Genomic DNA, 14399 nt, shown 5'->3' on the forward strand with positions numbered 1-14399 from the left:
CCTTACACACTGATCATCTCGCGAACCTTGGCCGTCAGCAGCTCGAAGGTGAAGGGCTTGGTGATCATCTGCATGCCCGGGTCGAGGAAACCGCCGCGCACGGCCGCGTGCTCGGCGTAACCGGTGATGAACAGGATCCTCAGGCCTGGCCGCAGTTGCCGGCCTATCTCCGCCAGTTGCCGGCCGTTCATCCCCGGTAGCCCGACGTCGCTGATCAGCAGGTCGATACGCTGGCCGGAGCTGAGGATCGGTATGGCGCCATTGGCATCGCTGGCTTCGACGAAGCGGTAACCCAGCTCACCAAGTACTTCACTGACCAGCACCCGCACCGCCGGGTCATCCTCGACAATCAGCACCGTTTCACCGTCTTCGGCATGGGGCGCATGGCTTGGGTGCAGTTGTTCGTCCTGGGCCACTGGCGCGCCCTGATAACGCGGCAGGTAAAGGCTGACCGTGGTGCCCTGGCCGACAGTGCTGTCGATGGCGACATGGCCGTGGGACTGTTTGCTGAAACCGTAGATCATCGACAGGCCCAGGCCGGTGCCCTGGCCGATCGGCTTGGTGGTGAAAAAAGGATCGAAGACCCGATTGATGATGCTTTGTGGCACGCCGCTGCCGGTGTCGCGTACCTGTAGCACGACGTAGTCGCCCGGCTCCAGGTTGGCCTGGGCCTCGGTAAAGGCCAGGTCCAGGGATTGGTTGAAGGTCCTGACCAGCAGGTTGCCGCCGTCCGACATGGCGTCGCGGGCATTCAGCACCAGGTTGAGCAGGGCGCTTTCCAGCTGGTTGGGGTCGGCTTCGGCGGTCCACAGGTTTTCACCCAAGGCCATTTCCAGGTGAATGCTTTCATTGAGGCTGCGGTGCAGCAGCTCGCCCATGGAACTCACCAGCTCATTCATGTTGACCGGTTTCGAGTCCAGCGACTGGCGTCGGGAAAAGGCCAGCAGGCGGTGGGTCAGGCCGGCGGCGCGGTTGGCCGAGGTCACGCCGAGGTCGATCAGGCTGTTGAGGTCATCGAGTCGACCGCGGGCCAGTCGGCGCTTGAGCAACTCGAGGCTGCCGATGATGCCGGTCAACATGTTGTTGAAGTCATGGGCGATGCCGCCGGTGAGCTGGCCGACGGCTTCCATCTTCTGTGACTGGCGCAACGCTTCCTCGTTGTGACGCAGTTGCGCGGTGCGTTCTTCGACCTGCTGTTCCAGGGTCTCGAGGGTGTCCTTGAGGCGTAACTCGCTCTGGCTGAGGTCGAGCAGGCGATCGCGGGCCTCATACTGGCGCCGGCGCCCGCGAATGGCGGCGGCCACCAGGCTGATCAGGGTCACTGGGTGGAACGGGCGTTCAAGAAAGGTCACATTGCCCAGCAGCGCGCCGAGGCGAGAAGAGGGCGGTTGTTCCGGTCCGCCGTGGTGGGTCAGCAGCACAATCGGCATATCGGACCAGGCCGGTTGTTGCCGCAAGTACGCCTGCAGGGGCTCAAGGTCGGCCTCGCGCAGGGCCTCGGCGGCGATGATGAGCAGGCCGGCGCCTTCCTCCAGTTCGCGGCTGAGGGACGCCAGGTCCCGGGCAACCACCCCGGGAAAGCCGGCCTCGGCGAGAATCCGCAGGGCCAGCTGGCTGTCGCGTCCCAGCGGGGCCAGGATAATGGCCCGTTCGGAAACGGCGTCCAACCGACTCACAAACCCTCTTCCTTGAGCAGCGGCGGGCCTTCACCCAAGTACGTCGGTACGCCGCGCAAGACACCCTGGAACGCTTCCAGCGGTGCGCCGATGGTGATGCCCTGCGTGCTGATGCGGTATTCGCGGATCGTCGATTCGTGGGCGCCGGTGCGTTTCTTGATGATGGAAATCGCGCGGCGGACCTTGCCCAGTGCTTCGAAGTAACGCAACAGGATCACGGTGTCGGCCAGGTAGGTGATGTCCACCGGGGCCTGCATATCGCCTACCAGCCCATGTTGGGCAACGGTCATGAAGGTCGCCGCGCCCTGGCGATTGAGGTAGAGCAGCAACTCGTGCATGTGCAGGATCAGCGCATTTTCTTCCGGCATCGCGGCCTGGTAGCCGTTGATGCTGTCGATCACCACGGTCTTGATACCGCCCTGATCCACGCAACGGCGCACCCGATGGGAAAACTCACCCGGCGACAGTTCGGCGGCGTCGACCTGTTCGATCAGCAAGTTGCCGCTGTCTTGCAGGGCCTGGAGATCGATGCCGATATTACGCATGCGCTCGAACAGCAAACCGAGTTCTTCATCGAAAATGAACAGCGCGGCTTTTTCGCCCCGTGACACCGCCGCTGCGGCGAAGACCATCGCGATCAGCGATTTACCGGTACCGGCCGGGCCGAGGATCAGGGTGCTGGAGCCGGTTTCGATGCCGCCGCCCAGCAGCGCATCCATCTCGGCGATGCCACTGGTGAGTTGCCGGCGCTGATAACGACCGCGATGTTCGGCCGCTACCAGGCGCGGGAAGACATGCAGGCCGTCGCCCATGATGGTGAAGTCATGGTAGCCGCCGCGGTATTTCTGCCCGCGGTACTTCACTACCCGCACCCGTCGCCGTTCGGCACCGTAGTTGGGGGTCAGTTCTTCCAGGCGGATGACGCCATGGGCCACGCTGTGGACGGTCTTGTCGAGGGATTCGGTGGTGAGGTCGTCGAGCAGCAGGACGGTGGCGTCATAGCGCACGAAGTAGTGCTTGATCGCCAGGATCTGCCGGCGATAGCGCAACGAACTCTGGGCCAGCAGGCGGATCTCGGACAGGCTGTCGAGGACCACGCGGGTCGGCTGGACCCGTTCCACCACTTCGAAAATCTGTTTGGTGGCTTCGCCCAGTTCCAGGTCCGAGGAGTACAGCAGGCTCTGCTGGTGATCGGCGTTGAGCAGGCTTTCCGGTGGGGTCAGTTCGAACAGGCTGATGTTCTCGTCCAGGTCCCAGCCGTGGGACGCGGCGCCCTGGCGCAGTTCGCGCTCGGTTTCCGACAGGGTGATGTACAGCGAGCGTTCGCCGGCGCGGGCCCCGGCGAGCAGGAAGTGCAGGGCCACGGTGGTCTTGCCGGTGCCAGGTTCTCCTTCGAGGAGAAAGACATGGCCGCGGGACAGGCCGCCGCAGAGGATATCGTCCAGCCCTTCAATGCCGGTCGCTGCCTTGGGGGTGATGGAGGCGTGTGATGTGGTCAAGTCCAGACCTCTTGTGACCTAGGAGTGGTCTTTTACTGGACCTTCGGCGTTTATCAGGGTTCAAAATTATTGTCTGATTCAAGCGACTGAACGCGATCTTCCCCCTGTAGGCGCCGGCTTGCTGGCGATGACGGCCTTGAGATCGCTAAAAGCCTCGCTCCCACACACGTTCCATTCCCGGGTCGCTGGCTACAACCCCTGCTGCAGCGCCGGGTCATCCGGGTTCTGCTGTTCCAGCTGGGCCAGCAGAATCTGCACATTCTGCAATTGCCCGGTCTCTTTCCAGTAATTGATCAGCAGCACCCGCGCCTTGCGGTTCGCCGGTTGGCGCTGGACGATGTCTTCCAGTTGTCGTTGGGCCGCCTCGACCTGCTGCAAATCATGCAGGGTCGTGGCGAGCTTGTAGCGGTACTCGGCGTTTTCCGGTTGCAGCTCCACCGCCTTGGCCAATCCCAGCACCGCCAGCTCGGTCTGGCCGTGACGCAATAACCACACCCCCAGGGCATGCTGCAAATAGGCCGATTGCGGCTGCACCTGCAACTGCTTGGCCAGCAGTTGCCGGGCTTGGTCCGGCTGGTTGCGCTTGTCGAGCAGTTCGACCTGGGCCACCAGTGCCTTGAGGTTGTCCGGTTCCAGTCGCGAAACATGCTCCAGCGCCGCTTGCGCCTTGTCCAACTGCGCTTCGTGCAGGTACAGCCGCGCCAGTTGGAACTGCGCTTCGGCGCTTTCCGGCTGGGCCGCGAGGGTTCGTTCGTACTCGTCCACCACCTGTTGCAGCGGGCCGTAATACAAACCCTGGTCGTCCGGCGACAAACCGAGCATGGCGTTGGCGGCGGCAAAACGTACGGCTTGCTCGTGGTCTTCAAGCACCGGGCCGAGCAACAGGCTGCGCTGGGCTCCGGGCACCAGGCCGACGATGCTCTGGATCGCCGCTTCGCGAACCACCGGCGAAGCATTTTGCAAGTCCGCATCGGCCAGTTTCAAAGCCTGGGGGCTGGGGTAGTTGGGCAGTTCGGCATGCAGGGCGGCCCGGCGGGCATCTGTCAGGTCGGTGCGGGCCATTTGCTGGTAGAGCACCCGCGCGGCACCGGGCAGGCCGTTATGTGCCTGTTTCAGCGCCTGGCCGTAATTGATGTGCGGGGCCTTGGGCGCGGCAGGCTTGCCGGGCAGCCAATGCCAGACGAGGCCAAGGGCAAGCAGGAGCGACAGGCTGATAAGCAGGTAGCGGCGAGGCTTCGTCATGCAGGGTCCGTGAGCTGGCGAGCGTTGAATGTACCAGCTTCGGTCAGCTGCGCTCAGGAGTCAAACCCGCGCCTCGGATCAGCCGGTCTCAGGTCAGCACATAGTCCACCGGCTCCAGCGCCGGCGGTAGGTCGGTATGCCCGAGGCCGGCGAGGACTTCCCGTTCCACGGTGCGCAGGATCGCGTTGCACGGCAGATCGTTTTCATCAAAGCCGAACGGATCTTCCAGATCGTCGCCGATCTCATCCAGGCCGAGGAAGGTGTAGCTGACAATGGCGGTGAACACCGGCGTCAGCCAGCCCAGCGGTTCGGCCATGGCGAAGGGCAGGAGGATACAGAACAGGTAGATGGTGCGGTGCAGCAGCAAGTTGTAGGGGAAGGGCAGTGGCGTGTGCTTGATGCGCTCGCAACTGGCCTGGACCTGGCTGAGGCTGAGCAGCAGCGCCGAGAAAATCGTATAGCGGTATTCGCTGATCAAGCCTTGCGCCGCGAAGCCTGCGCAGCGTGCGCCGATCCGTTGCAGCAACTGGTCAGTAGCATTCGGGTGGCCGGCGGCGGGCTCTTCCTGTTGCCAGGGTTCGATGGCCTGGCGTTCGTCCTCCAGGCGCAGACGGGCAATCAGGCCGTGGGCAAAACCGCAGAGCTCGCGCAGCAGCGCGGTGCGTTGCGGCCCATCGCCCAGCACCTGGCTTTCGCGAATCAGCGAGCGCACGTCGATGATCAATTGCCCCAGCAACTTGCGACCTTCCCACCAGCGGTCATAGCAGGCGTTGTTGCGAAAACTCATGAAGATCGACAGAGACAGGCCCAGCAAAGTGAAGGGCGTGGCATTGACCTTGGAGAAATAGGCCGGATGCCAGGTCTCCACCAGCACGATCACCGAGGCCAGTACGGTCACCAGCAGGCAGCGCAGGGCAATGCGCTTGGCAATCGAGCCCTTGAGGGAAAACAGGATAGCGATCAGGTTCGGCTTGGAGCGGACGATCATGGCGAGGGTCTTGGGACTGGAGGCAAATGACGGGACTCCACCTTAAGCGCCGGTGCCGGCTGTTGTCCAATCACCCTGGCTGACAAGGTGATCGAAGGGCTCTATCGCAGGGCTATCCGGGCAGCATCAAGCCGCTGCCCTGGTGTGCCAGGGCCTGGCGTTGACGGACAAAGTCCGGCATCCGCTCGCCGGGAATGGCCTTGCTGAAGTACCAGCCCTGGATCACCAGTTCCGTGGACGAGTGCAGGGCATCGTACTGCTCCTGGGTTTCCACACCCTCGACAATGATTCCCAGGTTCAGGGTTTCACACAGCCGCAGCATGCCATTGAGTACCCGTGCGCCCTCGGGGTGACAGTGGGCGACGACAAAGCTGCGGTCGATCTTGATGCAGTCGATCTTGAATTGGTGCAGGTAGCTCAGTGCCGAATAACCGGTGCCAAAGTCATCGATATACAGCTTGGCGCCAAAACCGTGCAGGCGTTCGATCAGGCGGTTGATCGTCGGGACATCACCGACCAGGGCGTCCTCGGTCAGCTCGACGGAAATCATCCCCTGGGCCAGGGCGAGGGTCTCCATGAGGCGTTCGCCGTACTCCGGCACACTCAGGGTGGCACCGGTCACGTTGATGGTCATCGGCACCTCGAAGCCGGCTTTGCGCCAGCGCCGATATTGTTCCAGCGCCTGGGCGGCGACCCACAGGTCGACATCCGGCATCAGGTTGGCCTGGCCCAGCCACTTGAGGAACTCCCAGGGCTGCTGGGCATTGCCGTCCTTGTCGCGGGCGCGCATCAGCGCCTCGCACCCGGTGCACAGGCCGGTGGTCTTGGAGATATGCGGCTGGTACTCCAGGTAAAACTCGTATTCGCTGATCTGACGGATGCGGTCCAGTTCCTGGGCCCGGCGGGCATCGTTCTTGTACGAGGCCGCCACTGGATCGAATTCGAACAGCCGGCCCTTTTCCTCGAGACTGCGGAAGGTGGTGTCGAAGGATTTGATATAGATACCGTCATCGCTTTCCTGGTGCCGGTGCAGGCCAATCACATAGGGCGCGTAGATCAGGCTGCCGATGCCGAGCAGTACCAGTTGCAGGATCACCGCGGCCCAGTCGCCGTTGGTGCTCAGGTAGGCGTTGAGCAGCACCGGCGAATTCAGTGGCATGCCGGTGACCATCGGCGCCACCCAGCCGGCCTGGACCACCGCCACCGCGATCAGCGCATTGAGCACCGGGGTGATCAAAAAAGGGATGAACAGACGCGGGTTGAGAATGATCGGCAGGCCGAACAGCAGGATTTCATTGATGTTGAACAACGACAGCGGCACCGAGGCAAGGGCCAGCAGGCGCAGGGAGCGGTCGCGGGTAAACAGCAGCACCGCGACGATCAGCGACAGCGAAGCACCGGAGCCACCGATAAAGGCGAAACAGCCCAGCAGGCCGCTGTTGAGGATATAGCGGTGGGGCTCCCCGGCGGCGAGATTGATCTGATTGATGTTCACGGCTTCGTCGAGGACGTTGAACACCGGCTGCATCGCGTGCAGGCCATGGATGCCGAAGAACCACAGGATCGAGTTGGTGGCACTGATCAGCGCGCCGTAGCGGTAAGGATGCTCCAGCGCCTCACGACCGAAGGGCACCTGCATCTGCGCGATCTGGGGAATCTCCAGCAGCAGCGACAGCACGGTGACCAGCAGGGCGGTGGTGATCAGGCCGGGGAGCACCACGTTGATGCTGTCGCGTACGTTGAAGCCGACCACGTTTTCCCGCACCAGCCGTGTCCAGGATTGTCGGTACAGCCAGGCCATGATCGGCACGTTGATCAGCGGCGAGGCGATGGCGATAAACAGCACCAGGGTTGCCGCGGCCCGGGGGAAATCGCTGAGCAGGTAGATGGCGATTTCCACATGGGCCAGGCACAGGAAGGCCACTGGCACCTGGGGCAGGCGATAGCGAATGGCGAGCATGTAGCCAATGGAGGCGGCCACCAGCAAGGGCAGGATGGAGCTGATTTTCTCATGCAGCCCGGCGAGGAAATTCACCCAATCGTCGGGCAGTCCGGCCAGGCGCGCGCACACCGAGAGGATCAGAAACGCTGTCGACACCAGCAGACACGGCAGCAGCCACAGCAGGCCTTCGCGAATGGCCCGCAGCGAATCAGCCCCTGCCAGCGCCGCCAGGCGCTGGGTCAGGAACAACTGGAAGACTGACTGTGACATTGCCCAACCCCTTTAGACCTTCAGTCTTTTCGGGGCATATGGCCACTAGGCTCGGCCCCGAGACGCGAGCATATCCCGAGATGACCCGAAAAGGCCAAGTCGGCGCTTGAAAAAGCCCCGAGGCCAAGGGCTCTCGGGGCTGGTCGGTGGGGGGCGGGCGAAAAATGTCACTGTCGTCCGTTCGGCTTTAGTAGCGGGTTCGGCTGTAAGGCGGATTGGTGTTGTAACCGTCGCTATAACCTGAGGTGAAGCCGTAGTTGTAGCCCGCGTTGTAGTCCGCGATATAGTCATTGCGACCGGCTAGGTAACCGTTTGCATAGCCATTGGCGTAACCGTTGTTGTAACCGGTACTGAAGCCGGGGGAGTAAGCGGGAGTTCTGACGGGGATGCTAGTGCCGCAAACACGGCGCACCGGCGACCCGCAGATGGTGGCGGCATCGCTGGATGTCGCTATCAACGGGCCGATAACACCCGCCGCGATCAGCATGGCCAAGGCAAGCCCCCTTTGGGCGCGCCGGGTGTGCGGCGCTTTTGTCTCCCTGGAACAGATTGACGGGGAAAGTACGATAGAAGTCATTTCAGTATCCCTCTGGATAAAACCAATGCGCTTCGATGGAAGCCCTGAGCCGCTCACGTGTTGGCCCTAAGGGGTCGAGGTGATCACCCCATCGTCCTGTTCGCCGATGGTCGCGTTTTCGCTGAGGCCCGCTGTATAGGCACCAGCTGGAGAAATGGCGTTGGCACAGTCATTGCCGCCGGCTCCCAGAGCGGTTATCGCGGTCAGGGTGCCGCTGGAGATGTGGTAAACGTAGGCTTGGCTAAGGCCTCCGACCTCGCCACAACCGACGGCCACACCGTTGTTCGAGATGGCTTTGGCGGTTGCTCTTGAGCTGCCCGGCAAGAGCGGGATCGGCGTCCCATCGGTGCCGGTTGAGGGATTCCAGACGAACCCGGTGACAAAGCCTCCGGATTTCAGCCGATTGCCGGTGATCTGCCCGGAAGCGTTCATGGCTGTCCCGGAGTTACGCAGCGAGGTGCTGCCGTTGATGGTCAACATCACCGTCGGCGCGCTGCCGCCGCCGGCGGCCCATTGCACGGTTTTATACGTATCGGGAGTGCTGCTGCCGCTGCCGATGTAATAGCAGGTGCCGAGGATCTGCCCGCTCAGGTTGATTTCACTGGCCACACAGTAACTGGCCCCCGTAGGCACGGGCAACGCGGTATAGCCGCTGCTGGCACTGGACCAGAGTACCGCTTGATTTTTTCCCGCGCCGCCGCTGCCCGCCGGGCAATTGCCGATGATCGAGGGGGTGGCGGCGTCACTGATGTCCGCCGTACTGCAGTTGGTGACCGAGCCGAGCAGTGGCGGGAGCAGGCTGTTCGCTGCCCCGGCGGAGGTCCAGATCACCGGCGTGGTCTCCCCGCTGGGGCTGATGCTGACGCCCACCACGACACCCGCCAGATTGACGGCGGCTGCCTCGGTTTGCACGTCGGGTACCAGTCGCAGTCCTGCGAGCAGGGGCAGTGGCAGCTGTTGTTGAGGGGGGGCGGTCAGATTGTTGGCGACCCATTTGACGGCCTGGGGAATACTGGTGCCGTCTTCGCAGGAGCCGATGAGCACGGCCGTGGTTGCTGAGCCATTGCTCACCGCACCGCCGGCGCATGCCCCTGGCACTCCAGCGCTGGAGGTGAACAACGGCGGCAGGGCGGTGCCCCCGCCAGACGCTGTGTCATAGATGGCAAGATGGACGAAGTCCGCTCCAATGGAGTTGCCAATCGACAATTTAGTATCATTGATGCCGGTGATGTTGCTATTGGTAAGCGTGACGTTGTAAACGTCGTCGCTCCATGTGGCAGCCTGGGCCGTCGTGGCCAGGCTGACACCCGCGATAATCAATCCGAGCGAAGTAACAAGACGAGAGGGGGTTTTCATGACGCTTCTCCTTGCGATGAGTGTGCACGCACGATCTGTACGCGTACTTACCGTACCTCTGGCCTTATCCCGCTGGTAACTGTCAGAAATGACAGTTCGTTAGAGCATTTCGAAGCTTGTGAAATATCGAGCAGCACTATCTCCAGGGCTTGTTCGAGGACGAAAAAAAGCCCCGCGACCAAGGTGGCGCGGGGCTGAAAAAGGGTCGGAGGGCATCCAACCCCGGGAGGTCTTGAATCAGTGGCTGCTGGCGACTGCCTGCGGCTCATAGCCGCCACCCAGTGACTTGTAGATCGCCACGATGCCGCGATACAGATCGGTTTCGGCCTGGGCCTGGCTGTCTTCGGCGGCCAGGCGTTCGCGCTGGGCGTCGAGCAGCACCAGGAAGTCGGCAGTGCCTTCGCGGTAGCGAATCGCAGCCAGATCGGCGGCGGCACGGCTCGATTCGCTCTGGCGAATCAGCGAGATCAGGCGCTGTTGGCGCTTGCCGTAATCGCTGAAGGCGTTCTGCGATTCTTCCAGGGCCAGCAACACTTGCTGCTCGTAGCTGGCCAGTGCGCCTTCGGCCTCGGCATTGGCCCCGCGCAAGCGAGCCCTGACGCTACCGAGGTTGAACGCCGGCCAGGTGATGCTTGGGCCGAGGGCCCAGGCATTGGCGGCGGACGAACCGATCTGCGAACCCCGCCCGGCGGTAAAGCCGAGGAAGCCGCTGAGGCTGACCCGTGGGAACAGGTCGGCCTTGGCCACGCCGATCCGCGCGGTGGCGGCGGCCAGCTTGCGTTCGGCGCTGACGATATCCGGACGGCGTTGCAGCAGGTCGCCCGGATTGCCAATGGCCAGGGCCTTGGAAATCGCCGGCAGGTCCTTCGGACCCAGGTCCACGCTCAGCGTGTCCGGACGTTCGCCCAGCAAGGTCGCGATACGGTTTTTCTCCCGCGCCTGCTCGGCCTGCAACTGCGGCACCGTGGCTTCGACCGCCGCGAGGCGGGCGTCGGCGCGGACCACGTCGAGCTGATCGCCGACGCCGGCATCCCGCAGGCTTTCGGTGATGCCCTTGGATTCCTGCTGGTTCTTCAGGTTGGCCAGGGCGATCTTTTCCCGCAGTTGCGCACCGCGCAGTTGACCATAAGCATCCACCAGTTCGGCAATCATGGTGACTTGCAGTTGGTAGAGGTCGGCTTCGGCCACTTGCTGGTCGGCATCGGCCGCTTCCAGGTTGCGGCGGATACGCCCGAACAGGTCGACTTCCCAGGCCATGTCGAGCCCCAGGTCGTAACGCTCGCTGTTGACCCGTTGCTCGGTGGTGCCCGGCACCTGGCCCTTGCCGACATCGGCGCTGGCGCGGCTGGTGATGGTCGGCATGGTCTGGGTGTCGACGTCGTCGCGGATCGCCCGCGACGCTTTCAGACGGGCGAAGGCCACGCGCAATTCACGGTTGCCGGCCAGTGACTGGGTCACCAGCTGGTTCAGGGTCGGATCGTCGAACTGCTGCCACCAGATGCCCTGGAAACGTGCGCGGTCATAGTTTTTCTGACCGGCGCTGCCATCGGTGGCGGCGGTGATGTTGGCTGTCTCGGTGGCCGGGGCCTTGTAGTCCGGGCCGACGGCACAGGCGCTCAGCGCCAGTACCAGCAGGCTCGGGACAAAGGCCTTCAGCTTCAGGTTGCTCATTGTTGCGCCTCCAGCTTGAGGGCCCGGGCGGCTTTGCGCGCATCGCTGCGCTCGACCGAGCGGCGGATCAATACATAGAACACCGGCGTCAGCAGCAGACCGAAGAAGGTCACCCCGAGCATCCCGGAGAACACCGCGACACCCATCGCATGACGCATCTCGGCACCAGCACCGCTGGAGAACACCAGGGGAACCACACCCATGATGAAGGCGAAGGAGGTCATCAGGATCGGCCGCAGACGCAGGCGGCAGGCTTCCAGCACCGCGCTCAGCGGGTCGAGGCCTTCTTCCTGTTTATCCTTGGCGAACTCGACGATCAGGATCGCGTTCTTGCACGCCAGGCCCACCAGTACGATCAGGCCGATCTGGGTGAAGATGTTGTTGTCGCCACCCGAGGCAATCACCCCGGCAATCGCCGACAGCAGGGTCATCGGTACGATCAGGATCACCGCCAGCGGCAGGCTCCAGCTTTCATACAGGGCCGCCAACACCAGGAACGCCAGCAGCACGCAGAGCGGGAACACCAGCAACGCGGTGTTGCCCGAGAGGATCTGCTGGTAGGTCAGGTCGGTCCACTCGTAGGTCATGCCGTTGGGCAGTTCCTCTTTCAGCAGCTTCTCGATCGCGATCTGCGCCTGGCCGGAGCTGTAGCCCGGTGCCGCGGCGCCGTTGATCTCGGCGGTGATAAAACCGTTGTAGTGCATCACGCGGTCCGGGCCCGAGGTGTCGCTGACCTTGATGAAGGTCGCCAGGGGGATCATCTCGCCTTTGTTGTTACGCACTTTCAACTGGCCGATCTGGTCGGATTCGAGGCGGAACTGCTGCTCGGCCTGGACGTTGACCTGATAGGTGCGACCGAAGCGGTTGAAGTCGTTGGCATACAACGAACCCAGGTAGATCTGCAGGGTGTCGAAGATGTCGCTGACGGCCACGCCGTGGGTCTTGGCTTTCTCGCGGTCGATGGCGGCATCCACCTGCGGCACGTTGACCGTGTAGCTGGTGAACAACCCGGCCAGCTCAGGCACGCTGCGGCTCTTGGTGATGATGTTCATCGTCTCTTTGTACAGCTCGTCGTAGCCCAGGTTGCCCCGGTCTTCGATCTGCAGACGGAAGCCGCCGATGGTGCCCAGGCCTTGTACCGGCGGTGGTGGGAAGATCGCCATGTAGGCTTCCTGGATTCCGGCGAACTTGCCGTTCAGGGCGCCGGCAATGGCACCGGCCGTCTGGCTCGGGTCCTTGCGCTGGTCGAAAGGTTTCAAGGTGACGAACACGATACCGGCGTTCGGGCTGTTGGTGAAACCGTTGATCGACAGGCCCGGGAAGGCCACCGCGCTTTCCACGCCCGGCTGTTTCAGGGCCAGGTCGGACATACGCTTGATCACATCTTCGGTACGGTCCAGGCTCGCCGCATCCGGCAGTTGGGCGAAGGCCACCAGGTACTGTTTGTCCTGCCCGGGAACGAAACCGCTCGGGGTGCTGGAGAAACCGAGCCAGGTCAGGGCGATCAGGCCGGCGTAGAGCACCAGAGCGACACCGCTGACGCGGATGACGCGGGTCACGGTGCCGACATAGCCGTGGCTGGCGCGGTCGAAGAAGCGGTTGAATGGACGGAACAGCCAGCCACCCAGCAGTTTGTCGAGGACTTTGGAGAACGTGTCCTTCGGTGCATCGTGACTCCTGAGCAGCACCGCGGCCAGGGCCGGGGACATGGTCAGGGAGTTGAACGCCGAGATCACGGTGGAGATGGCGATGGTCAGGGCGAACTGCTTGTAGAACTGCCCGGTCAAGCCGGAGATGAACGCCGCCGGGATAAACACCGCACACAGCACCAACGCCGTGGCAATGATCGGACCGGTCACCTCACGCATGGCGCGCTTGGTCGCTTCCACCGGATGGAGACCGAGACCGATGTTCCGTTCGACGTTCTCCACCACCACGATGGCGTCGTCCACCACGATACCAATGGCCAGTACCAGGCCGAACAGCGACAGGGCGTTGAGGGAGAAACCGAACAGGTGCATGACCGCAAAGGTACCGATCAGCGACACCGGTACGGCGACCAGTGGGATGATCGAGGCACGCCAGGTCTGCAGGAACAGGATCACCACCAGCACCACGAGGATCAGTGCTTCGAACAGGGTGTGGACCACCGCTTCGATGGAGCCGCGCACGAAGATCGTCGGGTCATAGACAATGCTGAAGTCCATGCCTTCCGGGAAACCCTTCTTCAGCTCGGCCATCTTGGCCCGGACTTCATTGGAGATGTCGATGGCGTTGGAGCCCGGACGCTGGAAGATCGGGATAGCGACCGCCGGCTGGTTGTTCAGCAGCGAGCGCAGGGCGTACTGGCTGGAGCCGAGTTCGACCCGGGCGATATCTTTCAGGCGGGTGATCTCGCCGTCGTCGCCGGCGCGAATCACGATGTTCTCGAACTCTTCCTCGGAGACCAGACGGCCCTGGGCGTTGATCGACAGCTGGAAGCTGGTGGCGGTAGGCGCGGGCGGGGCACCCAACTGGCCGGCTGCGACCTGGCGGTTCTGCTCGCGAATGGCATTGACCACATCGGTGGCGGTCAGGTTGCGCGAAGCGGTCTTGTTCGGATCGAGCCAGACCCGCAGGGAGTAGTCGCCCATGCCGAACAACTGCACGTCACCGACGCCGCCCAGGCTGGCCAATTCATCCTTGATATTGAGGATGGCGTAGTTGGACAGGTAGAGCATGTCGTAGCGTTTGTCCGGCGAGGTCAAGTGCACAACCATGGTCAGGTCGGGCGAAGCCTTGTCGACAGTGATACCGATACGGGTCACTTCCACCGGAAGTTTCGGCTCGGTACGGGTCACACGGTTCTGCACCTGGACCTGCGCGTTATCCAGGTTGGTACCCAGGGCGAAGGTGATGGTCAGGGTCAGCTTGCCGTCGGCGGTGGATTGCGAGGACATGTAGAGCATGTTCTCGACACCGGTGATCGCCTGTTCCAGCGGTGCGGCCACGGTTTCACCGATGACCTTGGGGTTGGCGCCAGGGAAGTTGGCACGCACGACCACGGTCGGCGGAACCACTTCCGGGTATTCGCTGATGGGCAACTGGAACAGCGAGATGGCGCCCGCGATCAGGATCAGCAGCGAGAGTACCGCTGCGAAGATCGGTCTTGATATGAAGAACTGGGAAAAATTCATCG

Annotated in this window: 9 protein-coding genes; all 9 read right to left on the bottom strand. The window is 62.8% G+C overall.

All coding sequences use genetic code 11. The annotated features are described in order from the left end of the window. Positions 1-2: 2 nt before the first annotated feature. The 9 genes from HX866_RS25855 to HX866_RS25895 all read right to left on the bottom strand — a co-directional run bounded on the left by HX866_RS25855 (position 3) and on the right by HX866_RS25895 (position 14397). On the bottom strand, positions 3-1676 hold the full coding sequence (locus tag HX866_RS25855) for an ATP-binding protein (protein ID WP_177140653.1): 1674 nt from the start codon (positions 1674-1676) through the stop codon (positions 3-5). After that, the gene (locus HX866_RS25860) at positions 1673-3175 is read right to left on the bottom strand and encodes an ATPase domain-containing protein (RefSeq protein WP_177104302.1); all 1503 of its coding nucleotides are present in this window, start codon (positions 3173-3175) and stop codon (positions 1673-1675) included. The genes HX866_RS25855 and HX866_RS25860 overlap by 4 nt, the downstream gene beginning before the upstream one ends. A gap of 189 nt (positions 3176-3364) precedes the next feature. After that, on the bottom strand, positions 3365-4417 hold the full coding sequence (locus tag HX866_RS25865) for a tetratricopeptide repeat protein (RefSeq protein WP_177097507.1): 1053 nt from the start codon (positions 4415-4417) through the stop codon (positions 3365-3367). An 88-nt stretch (positions 4418-4505) separates the two neighbouring features. Continuing rightward, a complete protein-coding gene (locus HX866_RS25870) occupies positions 4506-5405 on the bottom strand; it encodes a bestrophin family protein (protein WP_177140654.1) in 900 nt (299 codons plus the stop codon). A gap of 112 nt (positions 5406-5517) precedes the next feature. Beyond that, the gene (locus tag HX866_RS25875; protein WP_177140655.1) at positions 5518-7617 is read right to left on the bottom strand and encodes an EAL domain-containing protein; all 2100 of its coding nucleotides are present in this window, start codon (positions 7615-7617) and stop codon (positions 5518-5520) included. A 187-nt stretch (positions 7618-7804) separates the two neighbouring features. After that, positions 7805-8110: a hypothetical protein gene (locus HX866_RS25880; RefSeq protein ID WP_177140656.1), complete on the bottom strand. Its 306-nt coding sequence runs from the start codon at positions 8108-8110 to the stop codon at positions 7805-7807. A 150-nt stretch (positions 8111-8260) separates the two neighbouring features. Then, positions 8261-9550, bottom strand: a complete 1290-nt coding sequence (locus tag HX866_RS25885) for an HAF family protein (RefSeq protein WP_177140657.1) — start codon at positions 9548-9550, stop codon at positions 8261-8263. A 237-nt stretch (positions 9551-9787) separates the two neighbouring features. After that, positions 9788-11221: an efflux transporter outer membrane subunit gene (locus HX866_RS25890; protein ID WP_177097504.1), complete on the bottom strand. Its 1434-nt coding sequence runs from the start codon at positions 11219-11221 to the stop codon at positions 9788-9790. Then, complete coding sequence (locus HX866_RS25895) at positions 11218-14397, bottom strand: efflux RND transporter permease subunit (RefSeq protein WP_177140658.1); 3180 nt, start codon at positions 14395-14397, stop codon at positions 11218-11220. The genes HX866_RS25890 and HX866_RS25895 overlap by 4 nt, the downstream gene beginning before the upstream one ends. Positions 14398-14399 lie beyond the last annotated feature (2 nt).

Origin of the sequence: Pseudomonas gingeri, from assembly GCF_013386165.1 — a bacterium.
Classification (GTDB): Bacteria; Pseudomonadota; Gammaproteobacteria; order Pseudomonadales; family Pseudomonadaceae; genus Aquipseudomonas; species Aquipseudomonas gingeri_C.

What these genes read in the sequence shown, in the direction of transcription:
- HX866_RS25865 (WP_177097507.1), bottom strand. Translation starts at nt 4,417, where the DNA reads ATGACGAAGCCTCGCCGCTACCTGCTTATCAGCCTGTCGCTCCTGCTT.
- HX866_RS25870 (WP_177140654.1), bottom strand. Translation starts at nt 5,405, where the DNA reads ATGATCGTCCGCTCCAAGCCGAACCTGATCGCTATCCTGTTTTCCCTC.
- HX866_RS25875 (WP_177140655.1), bottom strand. Translation starts at nt 7,617, where the DNA reads ATGTCACAGTCAGTCTTCCAGTTGTTCCTGACCCAGCGCCTGGCGGCG.
- HX866_RS25885 (WP_177140657.1), bottom strand. Translation starts at nt 9,550, where the DNA reads ATGAAAACCCCCTCTCGTCTTGTTACTTCGCTCGGATTGATTATCGCG.
- HX866_RS25890 (WP_177097504.1), bottom strand. Translation starts at nt 11,221, where the DNA reads ATGAGCAACCTGAAGCTGAAGGCCTTTGTCCCGAGCCTGCTGGTACTG.
- HX866_RS25895 (WP_177140658.1), bottom strand. Translation starts at nt 14,397, where the DNA reads ATGAATTTTTCCCAGTTCTTCATATCAAGACCGATCTTCGCAGCGGTA.